The sequence below is a fragment of the Pseudoalteromonas sp. T1lg76 genome (assembly GCF_002964725.1).
Taxonomy (GTDB): Bacteria; Pseudomonadota; Gammaproteobacteria; order Enterobacterales; family Alteromonadaceae; genus Pseudoalteromonas.
Window position 1 is genome coordinate 63576 of the sequence record NZ_PQCE01000025.1, and the last position, 25884, is coordinate 89459.

Here is a 25884-nt window from a genome sequence, read left to right on the forward strand (position 1 = left end):
AGCTATGGAAACAACAATGAATTTTCAAGAACAAATCAAGCAAGGTATCCCTAGTGTTTTACCTGAGCCTAAACCATATCCGGCCGGTGTAAACCGCGCGCCAAAGCGTAAAGACATTCTTAGCCCAGAGGAAAAGCAACTGGCGGTACGTAACGCCTTGCGTTATTTCCCTAAAGAATGGCACCAGGAGCTTGCCGCTGAATTTGCTGAGGAACTGAAGCAATTTGGCCGTATTTACATGTACCGCTTTAAGCCTAGCTATGACATGAAGGCGCGCTCGGTCTCTGACTACCCGGCGAAATGCGAGCAGGCTGCTGCGATTATGTTGATGGTTGATAACAACCTTGACCCAGCCGTTGCTCAGCACCCTGAGGAGTTGATCACTTACGGTGGTAACGGTGCGGTATTCCAAAACTGGGCGCAGTACTTGTTAACCATGAAGTATCTGAGCGAGATGGAAAAAGACCAAACCTTGCACATTTACTCGGGTCACCCAATGGGACTGTTTCCTTCATCAGAAGATGCACCGCGCGTAGTGGTGACTAACGGTATGATGATCCCGAACTACTCCAAGCCGGATGACTGGGAGAAGTTCAATGCCCTGGGTGTGACTCAGTACGGGCAAATGACCGCCGGTTCGTTCATGTATATTGGCCCACAGGGTATCGTACACGGCACCACCATTACGGTAATGAACGCCTTCCGTAAGGTGCTTGAGAAAGGTGAGAGCCCGCAAGGTAAGATCTTCCTAACCGCCGGTCTGGGCGGCATGAGTGGTGCGCAGCCTAAAGCCGGTAACATCGCCAACTGTATTACCGTGTGTGCCGAAGTGAACGCCAAGGCCGCTATTAAGCGCCACCAGCAGGGTTGGGTTGACGAGCTGATCGACAACATGGATGCCTTGATCAAGCGTGTACGCGAGGCGCAAGCCAATGAAGAAGTGGTGTCTATCGCCTACGTGGGTAACATTGTAGATGTGTGGGAAAGCTTCTACGAGGAGGACATTTTTGTTCACCTGGGTTCAGACCAAACGTCACTGCACAACCCTTGGTCGGGTGGTTATTACCCGGTTGATATTTCGTTTGAAGAGTCAAACCGATTGATCCGTGAAGAGCCAGAAGTATTCAAAGTTAAGGTACAAGAGACCTTGAAGCGTCATGCCGATGCGGTAAACAAGCACACGGCCCGTGGCACTTATTTCTTTGACTATGGTAATGCCTTCTTACTTGAAGCTTCACGCGCCGGCGGCGATGTGATGGCAGAGAACGGCATCGACTTTAAATATCCGTCGTACGTGCAGGATATTCTTGGTCCTATGTGTTTTGACTATGGCTTTGGTCCATTCCGTTGGGTATGTGCCTCAGGCAAGCCAGAAGATCTGGATAAAACCGATGCCATCGCCGCAGAAGTACTGAACAAGATCATGGCCGAGTCGCCGGAAGAAATTCAGCAGCAGATGCAGGACAACATCACCTGGATCAAAGACGCCAAGCAAAACAAGCTGGTTGTGGGTTCACAAGCGCGTATTCTTTACGCCGACGCCCAAGGTCGTATGGAAATCGCCAAAGCCTTTAACGATGCCATTAATCGCGGTGAAATTGGCCCGGTCGTACTAGGTCGTGACCACCATGACGTGAGCGGCACCGACTCACCGTTCCGTGAAACGTCAAACATCTATGATGGCAGCCGGTTTACCGCGGACATGGCGATTCACAATGTGATCGGCGACAGTTTCCGTGGCGCAACCTGGGTCTCTATCCACAATGGTGGCGGTGTAGGTTGGGGCGAAGTAACCAACGGTGGTTTCGGTATGCTGCTTGATGGCAGCGAAGGTGCCGAGCGTCGCTTGAAATCCATGCTGTTGTTCGATGTAAACAATGGTATTGCGCGCCGTAGCTGGGCCCGTAACGAAGAAGCCAACTTCGCGATTAAACGTGAAATGGCCGTACGCCTAAGCTTAAGGTAACCCTGGCAAACCTGGTTGATGACGAGATCCTCGATAACTTGTCATTCTAATTTGCCAAGCAAATTCAGTTAAAAAGGAAGCCTAAGTGCTTCCTTTTTTTATCCCTACTTGATGCTCTCCCAGCCAGTCTAGGTAGGGGACTAAGTTGTCTGCAATGCGGTCTGCAATGCGTTTTGCCGATAGAGTTAACAACAGCGAACAGCTTGCTCAATGCCTATCTAGGCATATAAAAACGCCACTGCGTAATAGGCAGTGGCGTTTGTGTAATAGCAAGTATGCTAGATTCAGTTGCAGCTGGTCGCTGCCATCGCTTTATCTTGCTTGGTATCGTGATTAACCTCAACGATATTAGCAAAACCGTCTGTACAGTTTTTAACGTTGGCATCAAAGCTAAAGGTCGCCGTACCACCGATTACGGACTCTACGCTTAAATCCGTGCCTACTGCAGGTGCGGTGCCAGTGCCATTATACCAGTAGCTACTGCCTAGTGTGCCGTTGTTGTTTTCAGCCCCGACCGTCGCCGTACTCAGATCTCCCAGTTGCGCATAGGCGAACCAAATACCTTGAGTAGGGCCATTGAGTACCCAAATTTGGAAGCTATAGCGGTTGGCGGCGTCGCCAAACTTAGGCACATTGTCCCATTCGTAGACTGTGTATTGGTCAGAGCCGGCACTGAGGACGGCAACGCGCCATTCGGCACCGTCACCATTGACACCCATATTCAGATCCATCCATAAGGGCGCTAACAGATTATTGGGCAAAGCATTGTTTGGCATGTTTGCATTGAGGGCAGGAGCCACCCGCATGCTGGCTGCACCTGCTTCCAAGGTACCGTTGACCGACCAGATCACCGAACTGTACTGCTCACCATTGTAGGTAAAGCTAGGTACATTCAAGGCTGTGCCACCATCATCGCAGTTGCTTGGACAACCAAAGGCGCTAACGCCCAGGCTAGCCAAAGAAACATAGCCGAATGGGGCGGGCGAGGCATTGACGGCTAGCCCACTGGTATTGAGTGTGCCGCTCCAACTCGCATGATTGCCCTCTATGGTAAATGGGGTCAGGGTGCTGCCACCATCTATCACAGCCGATTCCGAGCCCGGAACCACTTCGAGTTCCTCCGGAATATGGTCACTGAGGTTAATAACGTCTGTGTATGGGCCATTGTTTATCTGGATAACATAGTTAAGGGTGTCGCCTATCTGTGCCTGTGGTTGGCTTACGGTTTTACTTAGGACGCCAGCTGCTGTGGTATCTATGGCTTTTACGGCGATGGGCAGGTGCAGATCCGGGCCATCGCCATCTCGGTTAAGGTTGACCTGACCAAACTGCCAGCCGTTAGCAAAGCGAGTGTCTGCGGTGACTGTCACAGTGGCAGTTTCACCGGCCTTTACTTTGAGGTGAGAGGGACTAACCGAAAAAGAGGCGTCGCCATGACTTTGTGTCGTTAAGTCCATATGAACCGTGTTCGCGGTGACATTGGTAAAGGTGCGAGTCCAACTACAAGTGACCAGACACTGGCTGTCTTGCATGCTGGCGATATTTAAGGTTTTTGGGTCGCCACCCGTATCCGGGTTGGCGGCAAAGAAGTTTAACGGTGATTCATCCAGTACTAGGTCGGCTTCGGCGGCACGAGATAAATCAATACGCCCGGCGCCCATATCAAAGGCGTCCGCCGGGGTTACACCATCTTCCTTGCGCACCATTGAATTGTCACTGGTCATCATCAATGCCGAGCGAATCATATAAGGGCTCCAGTCGGGACGCGCCGCCGATAAAATAGCCGCAGCCCCAGCATGGTGGGGGGAAGACATGGATGTGCCACTGAGGAAGCCAAATTCTGCGGGGGCACTCGGATCATTGGTATTTACCGCCGCCAAGATGCTGACGCCAGGTGCTGTTATGTCAGGTTTTATTATATCAAGTCGATTATTTGGGCCGCGAGAGCTAAAGTCAGCCATGATATCTGCGCTTTGCGCATCATCTTGGGCGCTGAAGCCACTGATTGACGCGACCGGGTTAGTTACCGAGGCAACCCAAGCCTTGAGGGTATCGCCGTCACTGGCGCCAACATGAATACCTGGAATAAAGTGAGCATCCGCGGAGACCGACTCACCCTGCGCAGCTAAATTAGCCAACACCAGGCCACCAGCACCACCGGCGGCAACATTGGCACCTTTAGCCACCCGGGCGATGGCGCCGCGGTCACAGATCACGATTTGACCGTCAAAGTGTCCAGCAGGGAAAGGCTCTAGACACTGAGCGGGCTGGGTGTCATTGCTGGAGCCGTTATTGGTCGGGTAGTCACCCGCATAGACAATGGGTGCAGGGCCATAGCCAGAAGTGAATCCAACACTATGTATATCGGCGAGGCCGTCGGTATCCGAACTCATATCGATTAGGCTATTGGCCAGTACGCGGGTGTGTGTACTGGCGCCCGTAGTGCCTACCCAGGGCGCATTGTGGCCATTCGTTGATGCGCCGGGCCCGCCATTACCGGCAGAGGTAGCGACATAAATACCGGCGGCAGTGGCATTAAGAAAGCCCAGGGCAACGGAGTCATTGTAGGGATTGCTGCCACCAGAGATGGAGTAATTAAGCGAGTGAATCCCATTGGGTAAGTTGGAGGCATCAATTACAACTTGCTCTACAGCGGCCAATAGCGCAGAGCCTGGGCAGGTTTCGATACACACATCGTAGGCGATTATATTAGCCCTAGGTGCAACACCTGAGATAGCGCGCGTCATGCTTGTTGTCGGTGCGTATATTTCAGCACTCAGGTGATTTCCCGCTACCGTACTGGCGGTGTGTGAGCCGTGCCCGTCACTGTCCTCTGGCGATGGATAGTTAGCGTCAAAGGGGACGAACGACCAGGCGCCAATAAGCTTGTCGTTACAAAAACTGGCATCGGCAATATCGCAATAGCTGCCGGGAACATAGTTACCAGAGCCCAAAGGATTGATATGTTGATAGCCGTCAGAGGTTGTTGCTGCAAATGAAGGGTGATCCGCATTAATACCGGTATCAAGCACAGCCACCACTATGCCTTCGCCTTGAGAATGGGGCACATTGCTCGGTGAATTGCCCCAAATAACATCGGCATTAATCCACTGTGGTCCAGAATCGGTATTTAGGGTTTCATGGCGTTCCAGGGCAATGCTTTTAACACCCGGCATACTGGCCATGCGTTTAGCCTCGGCAGCGCTCATCTCCAGCGCCATGCCGTTAAACACCCATTGATAATCGTATTTGACGCGATTATTCATCTTGGTGCTGTCTAATAGCTGGCGTTGTTGCTCTTTTAAAAATTTTCTATAGGCCTGTGACGGCTTGCTTTGAGTATTGAGTTTCTTTGCCCCGGTAATTTTATTACTGGTTGGTGCTAGGCCCTTAACGCCACCCTCATAGGTGGCCACGGGTGCGGATTCAAGTTCAACGATATATATACGGCGCTCAGTATTAGTTTGAATTGCTTTTTGCTGTACGTTTAGCTGCGTATTTAATTTCGAGGGTTGATTTGGCGCCATAGTTAAGTCGTTGGCAAGGGTCGAAAAGCTTAGCGCGGAACTAATGGCAAGAGCAACTGCGCTGGTTGTTGTTGTGATCTGTCTGTTCATTGTCGAACCTATATTAATAAAGGGAAGAGTTTATGAGGGCAAAAAGATACGACCCAATTCCAATTGACCTTTAGTACCAGATTTAGGTTAGTTAAAGTTTACAAAACAGCAACAAATAAATTAGTAATTTAGTACTGCTTTTTTGCTTTTTTGAACGTCTTTATTTATGTCAGATGCAATTAAAAGTTCGCAATCAACAGCTTACCTATTGACCGCTAATGTAAAAAGAAGACTAGGGGGGGTGTTAAAGGCTGGCAGGAAAGGCCAGCCGCAAAGAGGCGATGATTAACCTTGATTAGGCTTTTTTAACAAACTTGGCGGTGATCATCATTTCGCCGACGCCATCAACCTTACAATCCAGTTCGTGGTCTTTGCTGTCTTTGATGCTGCGGATCTGCGCCTTGGTGCCTATTTTCATAATCATGGAGCTACCTTTGACCTTAAGGTCTTTAGCCAGCGTCACCTTGTCGCCGGCATTCAGTTCGGTGCCGTTGGCATCCTTGGCGGTGATAAGCTCTTCTTCGGCCAGTTGAGCCGGGTCCCACTCATAGCCACACTCGGGGCAAATAAGCTGATTTTGATCTTGGTACACATAGGGGGAATTACAATTTAAACAAGCTGGGTGGGCCATAATGCTCGGGCTCTTTAGTTTACTGTACGCCAATAATAAAACTTCTCAGCACAGGGATCGAGCGCGCAGTGAAAATAGGCGCTGAATTAAGGCCGCAGTAATAATTACATATCAAGCCGAGATCGAAAGCGCGAATCTTAACGGGAATGGGCGATCCCTGTGAGTTAGGAGGTGCTTGTTTTGGCACGTTATGTAATGAAAAAATGGCTCGTTTATGTGCCAATGAAATATAGGTATCTGATATGTATTAAAAAATAAATTGCATAGCGAGCCAGTGAAGGCTCGAATAAATGAAGGCACGTTTTTTATGGCTTACTTCTTGATTGCGTGTGAGAAAAACACCTGATAACTTGGTGTTATTATTAAATAAAATCTTTATTAGTGAGAGTTACCCTTGCTGTGGATAACTTCCTTAACCGGGAATTCGCACTAATAAGCTGTTAGGCATCTATGATCCTGAGCAAAGGTACGAAATCAAGCATATGGCTTGGAGCGCTTACATTTTTGTTGTTTGTGTTCATGCTTTACTTTCGTGCTTATATTTATGCAGGCATGTATATAGAGCCAGATGCGCCGTACGGAATCTCAGACATTATCGAGTTTTTGCTAGGCTGCCTCTTTCTTTTACTTATGGCGGCCTCAGTTATTCTTGCGGTCGCGCTATTCATAAAAGGCTCGGTGCAAAGTAAAAAATCGGGTGCGCTACTTGTGGTGTTTTGTGTAGTGCTTTTTATTGCATATTCACCATTGCACAATATGGCGGCAAGGCTCGGAGGGTAAATGCCTAACAAGCAGCAGCACGTTAGCCCGGCAAAAAGCGCCGGGCCGGACGGCTTACATTACGCTTCGCTTCATTTCAGCCGCCCGTGTGCTGGGCGTTAGCAATCAGGATAAATAATGAGCATCAATATCAGAAAAGCAGAAATCAGTGATGCGAAGTCAATCAGTGAATTGATTTTACCCTTAACAAACAAATATGTTTGCCCAACTTGTGATGTGTCTGTACACAGTATTTTGCTTGATTCAATGTCAAAGGAAAATATCGAAAAATATCTGTCTACAAACTATGACTATGTTGTCGCGGTAACCGAGAATAATGAAGTGGTTGGTGTGGCGGGGGTTCGAGACAACTCACATTTGTATCATCTATTCGTAGACGATAATTTTCAAGGTAACGGACTTTCCCGAAAACTGTGGGAAACGATTAAAGAAAAAGCAATAAAAAACGGGAATAGCGGTGCCTTTACAGTCAACTCTGCGGTAAATGCGGAAAACGTATATTTGCGTTTTGGTTTTAAACGAACAGAAGGCATCAGAAATCAGCAAGGAATGGTTGATATTCCAATGGTATTAAAGTTTGATTGCTAACAAAGCGTTTAAGGCTGATTCCCAACGCTTGGCATTTTGGGTTTACTTTTGATGGGGAAGACCAACGTTTTGGAGGATTTATGCGTTACATTCTGGTTTTAGTGTTTCTTTTGGTAATCAGTGGCAAAGTACTTGCCGATGAGTCAGTCACGATTTTTGTAAAGGAAACCAGCTATTCAATCAACAGCTCGGATGAAGAGCTGAACTCAGCAGAATTAGAAGGCAAGCTGAAACAACTAAGGTTTTCATTGGTAACGTTAGACATTGATTATTGTGCCGGCCCAGTTATGGTTACTGAGGTTTATGTAGCACTTGCAAATGCCAACCCCTCGGTTAAAGACGTTCACCTAAAAGCAAGTGGCAACCATGAACAAAGCAAATGCAAAAACATATAACAAATTGCTAAATTTCGTTTCGGCCACAAAAAAGCGTGGCCTTCACGGGATTGCCTACGCTGCGCTGCGGCAGCCAATGAGCAAAGCGTTATATGAATCTTGAGTATGATTGAAATCGTCATCGTAATAATCGTTGGTTTTATCTTATTAAAAGCGGTTCGTCATTCGCGAAAAGTTAATAAAGATTTCTCTCAGCTTGATAAACACCAAAAAGATGAGCTGGTTGGATTAGTCAATTCCAATCCCAAAAGATATTTTCTGGCAGGGGGTTCATTTACAAAATTGCCAAAGCCGCTGGCAATCATCGGAAATATTCTAGCTATATGTGTAATTTTGTTTTTTGTGGTCTTATTTGTCGCAGCACTTTCATAGTATTTTGGGTTTAAATTCATATAACAAGTCAATAATGATATGGACGCAAAACGCATGGCTTGCGCTCCTTCGTCGCTAATTACAGCCTGCTATTTTCGCCGTTTATTACGGTGTTAGATCTATCGAGGAATGTTATTTATGTTCTATAGCAGGGAGTTTAATAAGGTATTGCTGATTATCTTAATTATAGTCAGTGTTTATATCGTTTTTGTTTCCGGCAATAATTACGGAACATTAGTTGCGTTATCTATAAACGGCTTGATTGCTCTTCTGTTCTATTCAATGACAATTGAACTCAAGGGTAAGGTATTGAGCTGGTATTTCGGGTTTGGCTTTTGGCGTAAAAAATTGGCTGTGGCAGACATTGTGGAAGCCTCGCTTTATCACAGTAAGTGGTATCAAGGTATAGGTATCAGAATGCTGAGTGATGGCTGGTTGTATAATGCATCGGTAGGAAGGGCGTTAAAGTTAAAGCTGCGTAATGGCAAATATGTTTATATTGGCTGCAAAAATGCTGAAGCTTTAAAACGAGCTTTGGACGCTCAAAACTAACAAGGTGTGCAAATGAATCAACATGCGGCGTGTTAGGCTGATGTTGCTTTTCTTTCAGATTTAGAGGTTTGTATTTTACTCAATGAGGCAAGAATTAAGAGCTAGAATAATTGAGATCTGTGATAAGAAAATCGCTTCGAAAGGTGACCAAGTTGGATTGTCCTTTTACGCATTTTTTAAGAATAAGAATGATAACCCTGAGGAGCTTATGGAAGCGGCAACTTGGTGGATACAAACGCATAAATTAGATCATTTCGTGAAAGCCAAGAAGATAAAAGAAATGATCAAAAATGGCTTGTAATCGGCACAGAAGATTTAAATTTTGGATGCGGTGGAATAATTGTTTGTTTTATTTATGCTTGAAAAATTTTAATCAAGCATTGTATGGTGTTTATTGTCAGTCTTCTATTTTAAGGAAAATTCGATGAAGTCTAAATTTGCAACCTGGGTTGGCATTGGTCTCTTTGTTATTTTAGTTTTTGTAGCAGGCCTATTTAGTGGGGCTGTAATGACATTTCAAATGAATGGTGCGTCATATACGAAAGAGCATGTGGATAATGGCCGTTTTTTTCTTTATGCCTTAAAAAAACTTGAACAGGAAAAAGATACCGATGGCGCTATAAGTACGTTACGAAGTAACTTATTTGCAAAGGTTGCTATAGTTGGAATTCAACTTGAACTACCAACAAACAGCAGAGATAAGGAGCTTATAGAGTCTTTTTACCTTGAAGTTATTGATTATCTAAATGCACATGGCGGGCTTTATGATACTTACCAAGTTATTGAAAATGGTGAAACCATTGAGAAGCAATCAGCATACTCAGTGCTTTTGCAAGAATTCGCCGAGAAACATAACAAGGCCATTCAATAACGAACAATCCTTCGCTTTATTTTACTTCGCTTAACATATTAGCCAGTTATGACTTTTCTGCTTAGGGTAATACTGGGCAGTATATTATGACTGCAAAATGTGAGTGGCTGGTTGTGAACCTGGGTGATGCGCTGTTATCACAACCGATATTAAGCGCATATCAATGTCGCCTAGCCCAGGTGTATGAAGACGCTGGAAGCCCGGAGACTTTGGTTGCAGTATTTAGACATGAATCTCAAGACCTTCATTGTCATATAAAGTTGTTTCTTACTGCTGAATTTCAGCGCTTAGCAAGGTTAGACTGTGCGCTAAGATGCGGGAAACCAAGCTTTGATGATACTAGCTTTTTAGCTGGTAATCCAAGTTATATGGCTAAAAGCTAATTATGTCAGGGCGTTTAAATGTGATTCGCAGCGCCCTGCATTTTCATCCATTCTTGATTTTTCATGTTTAGGGGGCAAAGGTTTAGGTGTAGCCTAAGCTAGGTGGCAAGCTTTGCTTGCCCTTTAAAAGAGCGTTTGGCCCCCATGACTCAATTTCAGCTTCCAGAACAAGTTTTAAAATTCGCCCGTAGAAACACTACCGGCGAGTCCGCTGGTGTGCTTGCTGTGCAGCTTACGCAAAAGGGGCGGATGAGATTGGGGCCGGAAAAGCCCTGGGCTCCGTTTCAGGCCACCCAAGTTATTTCGGCGAAAGCCGTGGAGTTCGAGTGGACGGCACGCGTAAAGCTCGCTCCATTTCTTTGGGTCAAAGTGTTAGATGCGTACCAGAGCCAGCGAGGAAAGTTAGGGGTCAAGCTCTGGGGAGTTATTCCAGTAGCCAGTGCACAGGGCCCGAGCATAGATCAAGGTGAGATTCAGCGTTATCTGGCTGAGCTGCCATGGTGTCCCTATGCTTTTTTTGAAAATTCCACTTTGAACTTTAAAGAGTTAGAGGAAGATACAGTTCGTGTTTGGTTTGCTAATGAACAGACCTATGTTGATCTGATCTTCGATGCTCACGGCGATATCATGTGTTCGCGCAGTGAGACGCGTGTGCGTGAGGGTGTCGGACGCCAACCTTGGGTCGGGGTATTTGAAGAGTATCTAGAAATCGCAGGTATGCGGCTCCCACTAAGAGCAACTGTTCGATGGGACACGCCCGATGGGCCATTTGAATATTGGCAGGGGGAAATCGTCTCTATCAAGGTGTTTAGAGTTTCAGGGGAAGATCAGCAAGAGGTGCACAAAGGCTAGGGAAGAATCCAGCCTCAGAAGTTTACTTACTGGCCATTGTTGCAGCCGCCAAACCAGCTATAGTCGCAAACAGAATGGGTATTAAATTGACGCTTTGGCTAAGACGCAGTGTTGCACATGATACAGGCATGCCCTTGATGAGCCCCGGCGATCATGAGTTTTCAGTCGGCCAGAATGCAATGTCCCGGTCTGAAGTTGATGAAGTAATATCGCAAGCTGAATAGGCTGGTGCCAATATTGTAACAGCAGCTACCGAGCCTTTCTGGGGTGGTTACGCTGGCTATTTTCAGGTTCTCGATGGTCATGTGTGGTAGGTAGTCTGGAATCCGCAGCTACTTTTAGAGCGAGATAAGTGACCCATAAAAAAGCCCCTGCACAGGCAGGGGCTTAGTTTTTTTAAGATTAAACTCAGAGCTTAATCCAGGTAAGTTACTTCACCTAGGTTCAAGCTTTCGATTTGCTCTTTGATCTTGGCGACATCACCGACGATCACCCAGGTCAGTTGCTCAGGTTTAATTACCTTCTTCGCCTCGGCGGCCAGGGTGTTTGTATCTGGCTTGCGAACCAGCTCGGCGTAATTTTCCAGATAGTTTACGTCACGGTCTTTGCTGTAGGCATCCGCTAGCGAGTTAAGCAGCGACCACTTCTTCTCATAACGACCAGGTAGTTTAGCGGTTTTATTCGATACCACCTTGGCCAGCTCTTCATCGGTTGCCGGTTTATTGCCAATATAAGCGTTAAGCTCTTTCAAGATCTCTTGAATTGACTCTTTAGTTTTATCGGTTTGTACCGGGGCGTAAACGAAGAAGGGGCTTTGCGCCTTGGTATCCATTAAAATGGTGCGTGCGCCATACGACCAACCCTTGTCTTCACGCAGGTTCATATTCATGCGCGAGGTGAAGCTGCCGCCTATGATGGTGTTCATCATATCCAGGGTTACTTCATCCTGAGCACTTAATGATTGGCTGTTTGGACCCAATAGGCCAGAGATGATCAAGGATTGCGGCGACTCAGGCTTGTTCAATACAAAGACCCGTGCTTTTTCAGGAATGGCCACATCGGCGATATCAAGTTTCGGTGCCGCTGTTTGTGGTTTTTCCCAGCTTGCCAAAGCCGTTTCCAAGGATGTTTGTAGCTCGGCCCGATCGATATCACCAACCACGACTAAACGGCCCAGATCCGGACGTAACCAGGTCGAAGTAAAGGCTAATAAGTCATCACGACTGATTTGCGCTACCGATTGCTCCGTGCCTGAGCCGGTTAGCGGCTTACCGTAAGGGTGGTTTTCGCCGTATAGCAGCGGCGGTAAAACGCGCAGGGCATTGGAGCTTGGGCTTGCTTTTTCCTGCTTAATGCCTTGCAGCAAGAGTTTGCGTACACGCTCAATGTCGCTATCGGCGAAGCGAGGCTTTTGCAGCACATCGGCAAACAGCGCCAGGCTTGGCTGCCAGTTGGTGGTCATGGCCGACATCATCACTGAGGTTTTATCCAATCCGGCATTGGCCGAGATAGACGCACCTAAAGATTCGAGCTCGGCAGCCAGTTGCAGTGCATCGCGCGAGCCTGCGCCTTCATCAAGCATGTTGGCGGCAAAGTTGGCAACGCCAGGCTTATCATTGGCGTCGGTTGCGGTACCGCCGGCAAAGTCTAAACGTATGTTGATAACCGGGGTGTCGCTGCGTTTAGCCAGTACCACTTCTAAGCCATTGCTTAGGGTAAAGGTGTCAACGCTTGGCAAATCAAGGGCAGGGACGTCGCCGGCGCTTGGTACACCTGTGCTGCGATCCACACCTTGCTCGCTGGCGCTCAGCTCGGCAAAGGGGTGAACGGTCAGCACAAAGTCACCGCTGCTTAACCATTTGCTTGCCACCATTTGGATATCGCTCGGTGTTGCATTGGCGGTAATGGCAAAGGCCTCTTTATAATAGGTAGGGTCTTTATGATAAACGGCGCCGGACGCTAATACATCTGACTTACCGCCAAAGCCACCCACGCCTTCCACATTCTTTACCCAGCCAGCGGCATTGGCAAATTTAATGCGGCTTAGCTCTGCGGCCGTTGGGCCCTCAGCGATAATACGGGCTACCTCTTCATCGATGATCTGTTCAATCTTATCGATATTGGCTTTATCCAGGGCATCGGCGCCTATCATTAACTGACCGGCAAGGGTACGTTGATAGTTAAAAGCAAAGACGCTTGAAGCCAGTTGTTCCTTATACACCAGGCGCTGGTAAAGGCGTGAGTTCTTGCCACCGGCGAGCACATCGCTCAGTAGCGACAAGTATTCGCCTTCCACACTGCCTTTTTCCGCCGTGTTCCAAACCTTGAGGATACGCGATGCCGGCACGCGGTCTTGCATTACTAAACGGGTTTGCTCGTCACGCTTGGCGATCCATTTTTCTAGCTTGGCAACAGGTTTACCCGGCTTAATATCGCCAAAGTACTTAGCAACTTTTTCTTTGGCCGTGTCAACATCTATATCACCGGCAAGCACAAGTACCGCGTTATTCGGGCCGTAGTAGTCTTTAAACCACTGGTGTACGTCGTCTAGTGACGCCGCGTTCAAGTCTTCCATGGAGCCGATCACAGACCAGGAATAAGGGTGACCTTGAGGGAAGGTGTTGCTCCAGATATTGTCCCACATGCTGCCGTAAGGCTGGCTTTCACCTTGGCGCTTTTCGTTTTGTACTACGCCGCGTTGCTCATCGAGTTTTTCTTGGGTAATGGCACCAAGCAGATGACCCATACGCTCAGATTCCATCCACAGTGCCATATCGATTGCTGGGGTAGGCACGTTTTGGAAGTAGTTGGTTCTGTCTGAGTTTGTAGTACCGTTTTGCTCTGTGGCACCGGCACGCTCAAAGGGACCGAAATATTCGTCGTCGTAGTTCTCTGTGCCATTAAACATCAGGTGTTCAAACAAATGGGCAAAGCCCGTTTTGCCAACATTTTCATTTTTAGCACCCACGTCATACCAAACATTGACCGCAACGATAGGAGCCTTGCGGTCGGTGTGGACGATAACCTTAAGGCCGTTATCCAGGGTAAATGAATCATATTTGATATCAACGAAAGGCAGGTTAGCGGCATTTTGTGCAACTTGTTGCTTTGCCGAGGTTTGCGTATCGCTGGTGGCCGAGCAGCCGCTAAGGGAAATCATCACTGCCACGCTAAGGGCACTGAGGGTCATCTTATTCATGGAGATCCTTATTAAAATTGTTGGTGTCCTATTTATACCAATTCACTTAAATAGCTAATTATTCTAACGGGCTAAATATCATGATTTATCCACCGCTATATCTGATCACATACATAACAGAATTGGTATTATCCACCGCTAATCTACCACTATATTCGGAACGGTTAAATTGAACGCAGATAATCTGCCGTAAAAAATATGTAAGTAAATGTTTAATGGCTGAATTATGCGTAATAGTGGCGAAAAAAAACCCCTCAAAAGAGGGGTTTTGGGTAACACAGTGCCAACTAGCACTGGGAATGAGGACGGTACATTTACGGGTATGCTATGGGAGGGCTCCCAAGCTATCCGTTAGTCAAAGCTCATTTCTGGTACATCGCCTTCGACGATGAGTTTACCCGCTGTTTTACTGATGATTTCATCAACACTAACACCCGGGGCGCGCTCTAGCAAATGGAAAGCGCCGTCTTTGACTTCTAACACGGCCAAGTCTGTTACTATTTTCTTCACACAATTCACGCCGGTAAGAGGCAGTGAGCATTCTTCTAGTAACTTAGAATCGCCGTGTTTACTGGCATGGGTCATGGTAACGATAATGTTCTTCGCGCCGGCAACCAAGTCCATTGCGCCGCCCATGCCTTTAATTAACTTCTTCGGGATCATCCACGAGGCAATATTGCCGTGCTGATCAACTTCAAATGCACCTAAGACGGTCAAGTCTACATGACCACCACGGATCATGGCAAAGCTATCGGCACTATTAAAAATTGCTGCCCCCTTAGCTGCTGTAACGGTTTCTTTACCCGCATTGATCATGTCTGCATCAAGCTCGTCTTCGGTAGGGTAAGGACCCATACCCAGCAGGCCGTTTTCCGACTGCAGCATGACTTCAATGCCTTCTGGTACATAGTTGGCAACCAGAGTAGGGATACCGATACCCAGGTTCACGTAATAGCCGTCGGCCAATTCTTTGGCAACACGTTGAGCAATTTGTTCACGGTTTAATGACATTTTAATCTCCTTAGGCTTTACGTGTGGTAACGCGTTCAATGCGTTTTTCAAAGTTGCCCTTGATAACGCGGTTTACATAAATGCCCGGGGTGTGAATTTGGCTTGGCTCTAATTCACCCGGCTCAACGATTTCTTCTACCTCGGCCACGGTGATCTTACCGGCAGTGGCGGCCATAGGGTTGAAGTTCATCGCCGTGTGGCGAAATACCAGGTTACCGTAACGGTCTGCTTTCCACGCTTTCACAATGGCAAATTCACCGGTAACAGACTCTTCAAGAATATAGGGACGACCGTCAAATTCTTTTACTTCTTTACCTTCGGCAACTGGCGTACCGTAGCCTGTGGCGGTGTAAAATGCTGGGATACCAGCGCCGCCGGCGCGCATTTTCTCTGCCAGTGTGCCCTGTGGCGTAAGCTCTACTTCCAGCTCGCCGTCAAGCAACTGCTTTTCAAATAACGCGTTTTCACCCACATAAGAGGCGATGACCTTCTTGATTTGTTTGTCTTGAAGCAGCACACCTAAACCGAAATCATCAACACCACAGTTGTTTGAAACCACGGTAAGATCTGTGGTGCCCATGCGCTTAATCTCGGCAATTAGGCCTTCGGGGATGCCGCACAGCCCAAAACCACCGGCAATAATGGTATCGCCGTCTTTTAGTCCTGCCATGGCGTCGGCATAACTTGTTACTACTTTATCGAATCCGGACATGTCTAAGCACTCCTAGGTTTATTGTTCTTGGTCACAATCGGCAAGTATGGCGTTGGCCACCTTGCTCTGTGGATGCTTGTTTAGCGCCTTACAAATGGTCGCGCCTGCTTGGGCCAGTGTTTTTAAATCAATTCCTGTGTCTATGCCAAGCTTTTGCAGTAGATAGACCACATCTTCGGTGGCAACATTTCCTGACGCACCCTTGGCATAAGGGCAGCCACCCAGGCCTGCAACCGCACTGTCTACCGTGCTAATGCCCATTTTTAAGGCGGCATAGATGTTACTGATGGCCTGGCCATAGGTATCGTGGAAATGCACCGCCAACTGGCTGGCATCCAGGTGTTTAAGCAGCAGGTCAAGCAATTGCTCCACCTCATTGGCCGTACCCACGCCTATGGTATCGCCAAGACTGACCTCGTAGCAGCCCAAAGCCAACAATTGTTTACACACCTCAAGCACTTGCTCAGGCGCCACCGCGCCCTGGTAAGGGCAACCCAGAACGCAGCTGACATAGCCGCGTACCTTGATGTTGTTTGCCTTGGCAAGCTCTACCACAGGGCGGAAGCGCTCAATGCTTTCACTGATTGAACAATTGATGTTCTTTTGCGTAAAGGCCTCGCTGGCGGCGGTGAAAATAGCAAACTCGCCCACGTCGGCTGCCAATGCCAATTCCGCGCCTTTTAAATTTGGCGTCAAGGCACTGAGCAACACATCATCATGGCGCTCAATAGCGGCAAACACCGCACTGGAGTCCGCCATTTGTGGCACCCATTTAGGCGATACAAAAGCTCCGCCCTCAATATGCTTTAATCCCGCCTTGGCCAGGCTGTTGATCAAGGTCACCTTGTCTTCAAGGCTGACATTGACCTCGTTTTGCAGGCCATCACGAGCACCTACCTCAACGATACGCACCTGTTGTGCAAAGGCCATTATTCTTGCTCCTCAACGATAGCAAGCAGGGCACCATGGCTGACCAATTCGCCCTCGCCATAGCAATAACTGCTAAGTACGCCATCAAATGGCGCATTAAGGGTATATTCCATCTTCATGGCTTCCATCACCACTATGGCATCGCCTTGTTTTACCTCGGTGCCAATATCCAGCAGGTGTTTTACCACAGTGCCGTTCATTGGTGCTGCCAGGGCATCGCCACCGCTTTGCTCGGCGCCGACATAATGCTTAGAAGTCAGGGCAAAGTCATACTGGGCACCTTGATACATGATGCTCAGTGCTTCGTCATCGATTTGTGCATCGGCGCTTAGGCGCTGACCATCGACCACGGCAACATAGTGGCCTTGACCTTGATACTCACCGCTCAAGCTATGGCCTTGGCCATCGATATCGACTTTAATTCCGGTAGATGTCACATGTAACACCAGCTGATGATCCGCCAGCGGTACGGTGATCTCGTTGATGGAGTTTAGTTTAAAGCCAGATAAGCTCTGCCACGGCGAAGTTGCAGCCGGGGCCTTGCTGGTACCCTGTAGATGACAATAGTACACCCAGGCAGCCATGGCTAACGCATGAACATCGGCCTGTGGCGCCTGAGTCAGGCTGTCACAGTTATTGTCGATAAAGTGGGTGTCCATGGTGGCATCTTGCAGCGGCTGTGACTCGCACAGGGCTACTAAGAAGCCGGTATTGGCTTTAACGCCGCCGACATAGGTATGACGTAGTGAGCGCTCTAACAGTGACAGCGCCTGCGCTCGGTTATCGCCTTTGACGATCAGCTTGGCAACCATGGGGTCGTAGAATGAGCTGATCTCATCTCCACAGGTAACACCGGTATCAATACGCACGTTCGCATTTTGCTCAGGGAAGCGTAAATGCGTCAGACGTCCGCTTGAAGGCATAAACTGCTCGCTTGGGTCTTCGGCGTATAAACGGGCTTCAAAGCTGTGACCTGTGATTTCTACTTGCTCTTGGGTCAGAGGCAGGGTGTCACCACCGGCAGTGGCGATTTGCCATTGCACCAGGTCCACGCCCGTGACCATTTCGGTAACTGGGTGCTCTACCTGCAAGCGGGTATTCATTTCCATAAAGAAGAATTCCTCGCCACACAGCAGGAACTCAACCGTACCAGCACCCACATAATCGATGGCTTGAGCACAGCGTACCGCCGCTTCCCCCATGCTTTTACGCATGGCGTCGCTAAGACCGGGAGCAGGGGCTTCTTCAATCACTTTTTGGTGGCGGCGCTGCAATGAGCAGTCGCGGTCGCCCAAGTACACGCAGTTACCGTGTTTATCGGCAAATACTTGTACTTCCACGTGACGCGGATTATCGACATAACGCTCAATCAACACCAGATCATTACCAAAGCTGCTGATAGCTTCACGCTTGGCACCTTCCAGGGCACTGATAAAGTCTTTCTTATCCCGTACTACGCGCATGCCCTTACCACCACCGCCATAAGCGGCCTTGATAAGTACAGGGTAACCGATTTTATCGGCCTCATCGCTGAGGAAAGTCGGGTCTTGGTTGTCACCGTAATAGCCAGGTACCAAAGGCACGTTGGCGCCAGCCATAATCTCTTTGGCGCGGGTTTTTGAACCCATGGCTTCGATGCTTTTGGCGTAGGGACCAATAAAGGTAATGCCTTTTTGCTCGCACTGTGCGGCAAAGGCCTCATTTTCAGAGAGGAAGCCATAACCCGGGTGAATGCAGTCGGCGCCGGCCTGTTCGGCAACGGCAAACAGCTTGTCCATATCCAAGTAAGACGACTTACTCGGTGCCGGGCCTATGTGATAGGCGCTGTCGGCCATTTGTACGTGCTGAGCATTGGCATCGGCGTCGGAATAGACGGCAATGGTGTGCATGCCCAGCATTTTGGCGCTGCGAATAACGCGACAGGCGATTTCACCTCGGTTGGCAATAAGAATTCGTTTTAGCATGAGTTATCCTTGTTGTTGCCAAGCCGGCGCTTGTTTATTGAAAAACGCGTTTAAGCCCGCTTGCCCTTCGTCGCTTACGCGAATGGCGGCAATGCGCTCAGCGGTTAAATGGCGCAGGTCGGCATCTATGTCTTTACCGGCAACGTCATTAATTAAGTTCTTCGCTGCTTTAACGGCCATGGGACCGTTGTCGGTAATGATATCGAGGAATTTGTCACATTCCGCTTGCAGGTCTTCACACACTTCGTGGATCAGTCCCATGGCGTGCGCTTTATCGGCGTTAAAGACCTCAGCGGTTAAGAAGTAACGTCTGGCATTGCGCTCGCCGATGGCTTTGATCACATACGGGCTGATCACAGCCGGGATCAGGCCAAGTTTTACCTCTGACAAACAGAATTTGGCAGTCGGGTTGGCAAGAGCAATGTCACAACTGGCGATTAGACCCAGGGCTCCACCAAAGGCTGCGCCTTGCACTAAACAAATGGTTGGGTGCGGGCAGGTGTGCAGCACATGCATGAGTTTGGCAAGCTCAAGCGAGTCGGCGACGTTGTCCTCAAAGGAGTTGTCTTTCATGGATTTCATCCAATTCAGATCGGCACCCGCGGAGAAGTGTTTGCCTTCGCTATTAAGCACCAAGGCACGAATATCAAGTGTGCTTGCATGCTCGATTAAGCGGATCATTTCGCTGATTAGCGCATCGTCAAAGGCATTGTGCTTTTCGACGCGCTGCAGAGTCAGTGTGGCGATACGGCTTTTACTAATATTGAGTGTAACTGACATAGCGCCTCCTACATTCTAAACACACCGAACTCGGTGTCTTTTTGTGGTGCGTTGGCAGCCGCCTCAAGGGCTAAACCGAGAACCGAGCGGGTATCCGCTGGGTCGATAATGCCGTCATCCCAGAGGCGCGCACTGGCGTAGTAGGGGTGACCCTGACGCTCATACTGCTCAACGATCGGCTTTTTAAACTCGGCCACTTGCTCATCGCTCATGGATTGACCCTGACGGGCAAGACCATCTTGTTTCACCTGAGCCAGTACGCCGGCGGCTTGCTCACCACCCATGACCGAGATACGGGCGTTAGGCCACATCCACATCATGGTTGGATCGTAGGCGCGACCACACATGCCGTAGTTACCGGCGCCGTATGAGCCACCGATCAACACGGTAAATTTAGGCACTTCGGCACAAGAAACCGCGGTCACCATTTTGGCGCCGTGTTTGGCAATGCCTTCGGCTTCATATTTCTGACCAACCATAAAGCCGGTGATGTTCTGTAAGAAAATCAGTGGGATGTTGCGCTTGGCACACAGCTGAATAAAGTGAGCACCTTTTTGCGCCGACTCACTGAATAACACGCCATTGTTGGCAACAATACCAACCGGGTGACCGTAGATATGGGCAAAGCCAGTTACCAGGGTCTCACCAAAGTAACGTTTAAATTCATCAAAGGATGAATCATCGACGATACGGGCGATAACTTCGCGTACATCGAAGCTCTTTTTCAGGTCGCTGCCGACAATGCCGTAAAGCTCATGAATATCGTAACGCGGTGCTTTCACCTCGTTTAACACGGGCGCAAGTGGGCGCACATGATTTAAACGGGCAATACACTGACGGGCGATAGACAACGCATGCTCGTCGTTATCGGCATAGTGATCCGCCACACCGGACACCTTACAGTGCACATCCGCACCGCCCAAGTCTTCGGCGCTTACTTCTTCACCTGTGGCCGCTTTAACCAGCGGTGGACCGGCCAAGAAGATGGTGCCTTGCTCTTTAACGATAATGCTTTCATCGGCCATGGCCGGTACATAGGCACCGCCTGCCGTACACAGGCCCATGACCACGGCGATTTGCGCTATGCCTTTGGCCGACATGCGCGCCTGGTTAAAGAAGATGCGACCGAAGTGCAGCTTGTCCGGGAATACCTCGTCCTGCTCCGGCAGGTTCGCACCGCCGGAGTCCACAAGATAAATACAGGGCAGGTGACAGCGCTCGGCAATTTCCTGAGCGCGCAAGTGTTTTTTCACCGTCAGTGGGAAGTAGGTACCGCCCTTAACCGTGGCGTCGTTAGCCACTATCATGCACTCAACGCCTTGAACGCGGCCGATACCGGCGACAACGCCAGCACAGGGAATGTCTTGCTCATACACGCCAAACGCGGCGAATTGGCCAATCTCTAAAAAGGGTGAGCCTTCATCGAGCAAGTGTTCTATACGGTCGCGCACAAATAACTTGCCGCGACTTTGGTGACGTTCTACATATTTAGGTCCGCCGCCACCGCGCAGGGTGGCCGCCTTTTCATGCAGGTCTTGAACTAGGGCACGCATCGCTTCGTCATTGACAGCGAACTGCGGGTCCTTAGGGTTTATGCTTGAAGATAGAATGGTCATACAACACCTTAGCGGCTTTCGCTGAACAGTTCGCGGCCGATCAACATACGACGAATTTCAGACGTACCGGCACCGATTTCATACAATTTGGCATCGCGTAACAGACGGCCTGTAGGGTATTCGTTGATATAACCGTTACCGCCTAGGATTTGAATCGCATCCAGGGCCATCTTGGTTGCCAGCTCGGCAGCGTAAAGGATAACCGCAGCGGCATCTTTACGTGTGGTTTCACCGCGGTCACAAGCGCGGGCAACGGTGTACACGTATGAACGTGCGGCATTCATTTGCGTGTACATATCGGCGATCTTACCTTGGATAAGTTGGAATTGGCCGATGGGCGTGTCGAACTGCTTACGCTCGTGGATATAAGGCACAACCACATCCATACATGCCTGCATGATACCCAGTGAACCGCCAGAGAGAACCACGCGCTCGTAATCAAGGCCGCTCATCAACACCTTAACGCCTTCGTTTAGGTTACCCAAGATGTTTTCTTCTGGAACCGCACAGTTTTCGAATACCAGCTCACAGGTGTTTGAACCGCGCATACCTAGTTTGTCTAGCTTTTGCGCTTGAGTGAATCCCGGGGTGTCACGTTCAACGATAAAGGCGGTGATGCCTTTAGGGCCGGCGTTAGCGTCTGTTTTGGCGTAAATTACATAGGTGTGGGCATCCGGACCGTTAGTGATCCACATTTTATTGCCGTTAAGGATATAGTGGTCGCCTTTTTTCTCTGCTTTTAAGCGCATAGAAACAACGTCAGAACCCGCACCTGGCTCACTCATGGCCAGGGCACCAATGTGCTCACCGCTGATCAGTTTAGGCAGGTATTTTGCTTTTTGTTCTTCATTACCGTTACGGAAGATTTGGTTTACACACAGGTTAGAGTGAGCACCATAGCTCAGACCAATAGAGGCGCTGGCACGGCTGATCTCTTCCATGGCAATTACGTGCTCAAGGTAACCCAGACCGGCACCGCCGAACTCTTCGCTAACCGTCATGCCTAACAGGCCCATATCACCAAACTTGGTCCACAACTCGTTAGGAAACATATTCTGTTCATCGGTTTGCTCTGCTAAAGGCGCGATCTCGGCACTGGCAAAGCTATTAACGTGGGCGCGGATCATGTCGGCGGTTTCACCTAGGCCAAAGTTAAGCTCTTTATATAGAGAGATAGTACTCATGATGATTAATCCTGTTGTAAATGTGAGAGAGTTTCACGGCAGCGTTTTTCGGCCGTTACGAGTTCCATTAGTACGACTTTAATGTCGTCCATTTGCTGTATTAAGTGTGCTTTTTTCTCTTCGATAAGGTCTAACATAGTGACTAACTGTTTGGCGCTGGATTTGTCGGCGTCGTAAAGCTCGAACAAACGGCCGGTTTCGGCAAGGCTAAAGCCTAAGCGTTTGCCTCGTAAGATCAGCTTTAAACGGACCTTATCGCGTTTTGAGTAAATGCGGGTTTGGCCGTTACGACGTGGCATGATCAGTCCCTGGTCTTCGTAGAAACGAATACTGCGGGTGGTGATATCGAATTCTTTTGCCAGATCGCTGATGGAGAAAGTCTGTTCCATTTGCTCGTTGGGGCTTTGGCTTTGCTCAGTCATCGTTATTTAGTCTTATCTACTACAAAATATTAACACCAATATAAGTGAAGTTTACGTAAAGGTAAAGCTGGATTTCAACTCTCTTTAGGAGAGGTACAAAAACACAAATATGAGCTCAAGCGCAGGTTATTATTGGCCTTGAGAAAAAGGTGAGGGTGTTTTAACAGGGGTGGTGAGGCTGGTTAGATAAGTTTACAGCTCACAAAGTGTACAGTTTAAACTTATCTAATTGACGTTGGCGTAAACGTAAATTTTATGTATGCTCAAGTGAAATTGATTATGGAGACCCGAATATGAGCTCACAGTTAAACGATAACGACATTGTAATTGTCAGTGCAAAGCGTACCGCCATGGGCGGTTTTATGGGCGCCTTGAGCGGCGCAAGTGCCACCGAACTGGGTGCCACTGCTATTAAAGGCGCGCTCGAGAGTGTGAATATTAACCCAAGTGAGATCGATGAAGTCATTATGGGCTGTGTTCTGCCTGCGGGTCTGGGTCAGGCGCCGGCGCGTCAGGCTATGCTTAAGGCTGGTATGGACAAGCACACCGGTGCGACCACCATCAATAAGGTGTGTGGCTCTGGTCTTAAAGCCGTTATGTTGGCGCATGACCTTATTAAAGCTGGCAGCGTAAACAGCGTAGTGGCTGGTGGCATGGAAAGCATGTCTAACTCGCCTTATATGCTACCTAAGGCTCGTGGCGGCATGCGTATGGGTCACGGTGAAGTAAAAGACCATATGATGATGGACGGTCTTGAAGATGCGTACGATAACCTGGCCATGGGTTGTTTTGCCCAGGCTACGGCGGATCAATACGACATTACCCGTGAGCAAATGGACGAGTTTGCCGTAGCGTCATTGGAAAAAGCCAACAAGGCTATCGGCAGCGGTGCATTCAGTAACGAAGTTGTTGCCCATACCATCAGTACGCGTAAAGGCGACCTAGTGGTTGATACCGACGAGCAGCCAGGCAATGCCCGCCCGGATAAAATTCCTTCGCTACGTCCGGCATTTAAAAAAGACGGCACCATTACCGCAGCAAACTCATCGTCTATTTCAGATGGTGCCTCTGCGCTAGTGGTAATGAGCTATGCTGAAGCGCAAAAGCTGGGTCTTGCGCCTATCGCCCGTATCAGCGGTCACAGCACGCATTCGCGTTTGCCTGCGGAATTCACCATTGCCCCAGTGGGTGCCATGGAGAAACTGCTGGCTAAGCTAGAGTGGAGCACGGATGACGTAGATCTGTGGGAAATCAATGAAGCCTTTGCCATGGTAACCATGTTGGCCATCAATGAAATGGGTCTGAATAAAGACAAGGTGAACGTTAATGGTGGCGCCTGTGCCCTAGGTCACCCAATCGGTGCAAGTGGCGCACGTATCCTGACCACACTTATTCACGCTTTGCGTAACCAGGGCAAACGCCGTGGTGTTGCTTCTTTATGTATCGGTGGCGGCGAAGCCGTAGCCTTGGCAGTCGAAGCACTTTAATTTATCCAGCGCCCGTATAACGATAATTTCCGGGCGCGCAGTCAATTTGGGGAGACCTGTATTATGCACAAGGTACCATTATATATCGGCGGCGAAATGCGCCAATCTGAAACATCTCAGTGGTTAGACGTAGTAAACCCGGCTAACCAGGAAGTGCTTGCACAAGTGCCTATGGCCACCGAAGCAGAAGTAACTGAAGCCATTGCCTCGGCCAAAGAAGCGTTCCAAACCTGGAAAGAAGTACCGGTAAGTGAGCGTGCGCGCATCATGATGCGTTACGCTCAGTTGCTAAAAGACCACCACGACGAGCTGGCCACCATTATCTGTCATGAGCTTGGTAAAACCTTTGAGGATGCCAAGGGCGATGTATGGCGCGGTATCGAAGTGGTTGAGCAAGCGGCTAACGCACCATCGAACATGATGGGTGAAACCGTATCGAATGTGGCGCGCAATATCGATACCTACTCACTTATTCAGCCGTTAGGCGTGTGTGCCGGTGTAACACCCTTTAACTTCCCGGCGATGATCCCATTGTGGATGTTCCCATTGGCGATTGTATGCGGTAACACCTTCGTATTGAAGCCGTCTGAACAAGACCCGCTAACGCCAATGCGCTTAGTAGAGCTGTTCGAAGAAGCCGGTGCACCTAAGGGCGTACTGCAGGTAGTTCACGGCACCAAGGGCCAGGTAGATCAGCTACTTGAGCACCCGGATATCCGTGCTATTTCATTCGTAGGCTCGTGTGGTGTAGGTCAGTACATTTACGACAAGGGCACGGCAAACCTAAAACGCGTGCAATGCTGTGTGGGTGCGAAGAACCACATGGTCGTCATGCCAGACGCGCACAAGCAAAACGTCATCAATAACCTGGTTGGTTCATCGGTCGGTGCTGCCGGCCAGCGTTGTATGGGTATTTCGGTAGCCGTATTCGTTGGCAGTGCGAAAGACTGGGTTGATGAGCTTAAAGATGCACTGAGTGTGGTTAAGCCAGGTCCTTGGGACCAAGCTGACTCAGCCTATGGTCCGCAAACAACCATCGCCGCGAAGCAACGTATCCTATCGCTAATTGCCCAAGGTAAGCAAGAAGGCGCCGACTGTCTGCTTGATGGTTCTGACTTCACCGTTGAAGGCTATGAAGAAGGTAACTGGGTTGGACCTACGCTGTTCACCAATGTCACGCCTGATATGGCCATTTACCGCGAAGAAATCTTCGGCCCGGTATTGTGCTGTGTGTTTGTAGACACCCTGGACGAAGCCATTGCCCTTATCAATGACAACCCATACGGTAACGGTACTTCTATCTTTACCGCCAGCGGCGCTGCGGCACGTAAGTTCCAGCACCACATTGAAGTAGGTCAGGTAGGTGTGAACGTACCCATCCCTGTGCCATTGCCATTCTTCTCGTTCACCGGTTGGAAGGGCTCGTTCTACGGCGACCAGCATACCTATGGTAAGCAGGGTGTCCGTTTCTATACCGAGACCAAGACCATTACTGCGCGTTGGTTTGAAGACGACGTGGTAAGTGGACCAAACATGAGTATTCACCTTAAATAATTTCTTTACGGGTCGCCA

21 protein-coding genes and 1 pseudogene are annotated in these 25884 nt (G+C 49.0%); 11 read left to right on the plus strand and 11 right to left on the minus strand.

What is annotated here, in order from left to right; translation table 11 throughout:
- The first annotated feature begins 4 nt into the window (after positions 1–4).
- A pseudogene (locus tag C2M35_RS09715) lies at positions 5–2016 on the plus strand (urocanate hydratase).
- A gap of 234 nt (positions 2017–2250) precedes the next feature.
- On the opposite strand, the gene C2M35_RS09720 reads toward C2M35_RS09715, so the two are convergent.
- Together C2M35_RS09720 and C2M35_RS09725 are read right to left on the minus strand one after the other, a co-directional pair.
- Positions 2251–5583, minus strand: coding sequence for a S8 family serine peptidase (locus C2M35_RS09720; RefSeq protein WP_105265212.1), 3333 nt, complete (start codon positions 5581–5583; stop codon positions 2251–2253).
- Positions 5584–5878: 295 nt separating this feature from the next.
- The gene (locus C2M35_RS09725; protein ID WP_105199032.1) at positions 5879–6214 is read right to left on the minus strand and encodes a zinc ribbon domain-containing protein YjdM; all 336 of its coding nucleotides are present in this window, start codon (positions 6212–6214) and stop codon (positions 5879–5881) included.
- Positions 6215–6664: 450 nt separating this feature from the next.
- On the opposite strand from C2M35_RS09725, the gene C2M35_RS09730 reads away from it, so the two are divergent.
- The 8 genes from C2M35_RS09730 to C2M35_RS09765 all read left to right on the plus strand — a co-directional run bounded on the left by C2M35_RS09730 (position 6665) and on the right by C2M35_RS09765 (position 11007).
- A complete protein-coding gene (locus C2M35_RS09730; protein WP_105215886.1) occupies positions 6665–6994 on the plus strand; it encodes a hypothetical protein in 330 nt (109 codons plus the stop codon).
- Between the two features lie 117 nt (positions 6995–7111).
- Entirely contained in the window at positions 7112–7582 is a 471-nt protein-coding gene (locus C2M35_RS09735; protein WP_105265213.1) for a GNAT family N-acetyltransferase, read from the plus strand.
- An 80-nt stretch (positions 7583–7662) separates the two neighbouring features.
- The gene (locus C2M35_RS09740; protein WP_105265214.1) at positions 7663–7977 is read left to right on the plus strand and encodes a hypothetical protein; all 315 of its coding nucleotides are present in this window, start codon (positions 7663–7665) and stop codon (positions 7975–7977) included.
- A gap of 105 nt (positions 7978–8082) precedes the next feature.
- Positions 8083–8349, plus strand: coding sequence for a hypothetical protein (locus C2M35_RS09745; RefSeq protein ID WP_105199028.1), 267 nt, complete (start codon positions 8083–8085; stop codon positions 8347–8349).
- 138 nt (positions 8350–8487) lie between these two features.
- On the plus strand, positions 8488–8901 hold the full coding sequence (locus C2M35_RS09750) for a hypothetical protein (protein ID WP_105265215.1): 414 nt from the start codon (positions 8488–8490) through the stop codon (positions 8899–8901).
- A gap of 82 nt (positions 8902–8983) precedes the next feature.
- Positions 8984–9202, plus strand: coding sequence for a DUF6500 family protein (locus C2M35_RS09755; protein WP_105199027.1), 219 nt, complete (start codon positions 8984–8986; stop codon positions 9200–9202).
- A 123-nt stretch (positions 9203–9325) separates the two neighbouring features.
- Entirely contained in the window at positions 9326–9772 is a 447-nt protein-coding gene (locus C2M35_RS09760) for a hypothetical protein (protein ID WP_105265216.1), read from the plus strand.
- A 527-nt stretch (positions 9773–10299) separates the two neighbouring features.
- Positions 10300–11007 (plus strand): DUF6544 family protein, encoded by a 708-nt coding sequence (locus tag C2M35_RS09765; protein ID WP_105265217.1) that lies wholly within the window; start codon positions 10300–10302, stop codon positions 11005–11007.
- 415 nt (positions 11008–11422) lie between these two features.
- Here C2M35_RS09765 and C2M35_RS09770 read toward each other — a convergent pair whose 3' ends face one another.
- The 9 genes from C2M35_RS09770 to C2M35_RS09810 all read right to left on the minus strand — a co-directional run bounded on the left by C2M35_RS09770 (position 11423) and on the right by C2M35_RS09810 (position 22825).
- Complete coding sequence (locus tag C2M35_RS09770; protein WP_105265218.1) at positions 11423–14206, minus strand: M16 family metallopeptidase; 2784 nt, start codon at positions 14204–14206, stop codon at positions 11423–11425.
- Between the two features lie 351 nt (positions 14207–14557).
- Positions 14558–15217, minus strand: coding sequence for a CoA transferase subunit B (locus C2M35_RS09775; RefSeq protein ID WP_105199024.1), 660 nt, complete (start codon positions 15215–15217; stop codon positions 14558–14560).
- A gap of 10 nt (positions 15218–15227) precedes the next feature.
- Complete coding sequence (locus tag C2M35_RS09780) at positions 15228–15929, minus strand: CoA transferase subunit A (RefSeq protein WP_105199023.1); 702 nt, start codon at positions 15927–15929, stop codon at positions 15228–15230.
- Positions 15930–15947: 18 nt separating this feature from the next.
- Positions 15948–16859: a hydroxymethylglutaryl-CoA lyase gene (locus tag C2M35_RS09785; RefSeq protein WP_105265219.1), complete on the minus strand. Its 912-nt coding sequence runs from the start codon at positions 16857–16859 to the stop codon at positions 15948–15950.
- Entirely contained in the window at positions 16859–18823 is a 1965-nt protein-coding gene (locus tag C2M35_RS09790; RefSeq protein ID WP_105265220.1) for an acetyl/propionyl/methylcrotonyl-CoA carboxylase subunit alpha, read from the minus strand. The genes C2M35_RS09785 and C2M35_RS09790 overlap by 1 nt, the downstream gene beginning before the upstream one ends.
- A gap of 3 nt (positions 18824–18826) precedes the next feature.
- The gene (locus tag C2M35_RS09795) at positions 18827–19603 is read right to left on the minus strand and encodes an enoyl-CoA hydratase-related protein (RefSeq protein ID WP_105215900.1); all 777 of its coding nucleotides are present in this window, start codon (positions 19601–19603) and stop codon (positions 18827–18829) included.
- An 8-nt stretch (positions 19604–19611) separates the two neighbouring features.
- Positions 19612–21219 carry a carboxyl transferase domain-containing protein gene (locus C2M35_RS09800; protein ID WP_105265221.1) on the minus strand — a complete coding sequence of 536 codons (1608 nt, stop codon included), beginning with the start codon at positions 21217–21219 and terminating at the stop codon, positions 19612–19614.
- An 8-nt stretch (positions 21220–21227) separates the two neighbouring features.
- Positions 21228–22403: an isovaleryl-CoA dehydrogenase gene (locus C2M35_RS09805; RefSeq protein WP_105189734.1), complete on the minus strand. Its 1176-nt coding sequence runs from the start codon at positions 22401–22403 to the stop codon at positions 21228–21230.
- A gap of 5 nt (positions 22404–22408) precedes the next feature.
- Positions 22409–22825 (minus strand): MerR family transcriptional regulator, encoded by a 417-nt coding sequence (locus tag C2M35_RS09810; RefSeq protein ID WP_105199020.1) that lies wholly within the window; start codon positions 22823–22825, stop codon positions 22409–22411.
- A gap of 293 nt (positions 22826–23118) precedes the next feature.
- On the opposite strand from C2M35_RS09810, the gene C2M35_RS09815 reads away from it, so the two are divergent.
- Entirely contained in the window at positions 23119–24312 is a 1194-nt protein-coding gene (locus C2M35_RS09815; RefSeq protein WP_105265222.1) for a thiolase family protein, read from the plus strand.
- Between the two features lie 63 nt (positions 24313–24375).
- Positions 24376–25866, plus strand: a complete 1491-nt coding sequence (locus C2M35_RS09820; protein ID WP_105189737.1) for a CoA-acylating methylmalonate-semialdehyde dehydrogenase — start codon at positions 24376–24378, stop codon at positions 25864–25866.
- The last annotated feature ends 18 nt before the right edge of the window (positions 25867–25884 follow it).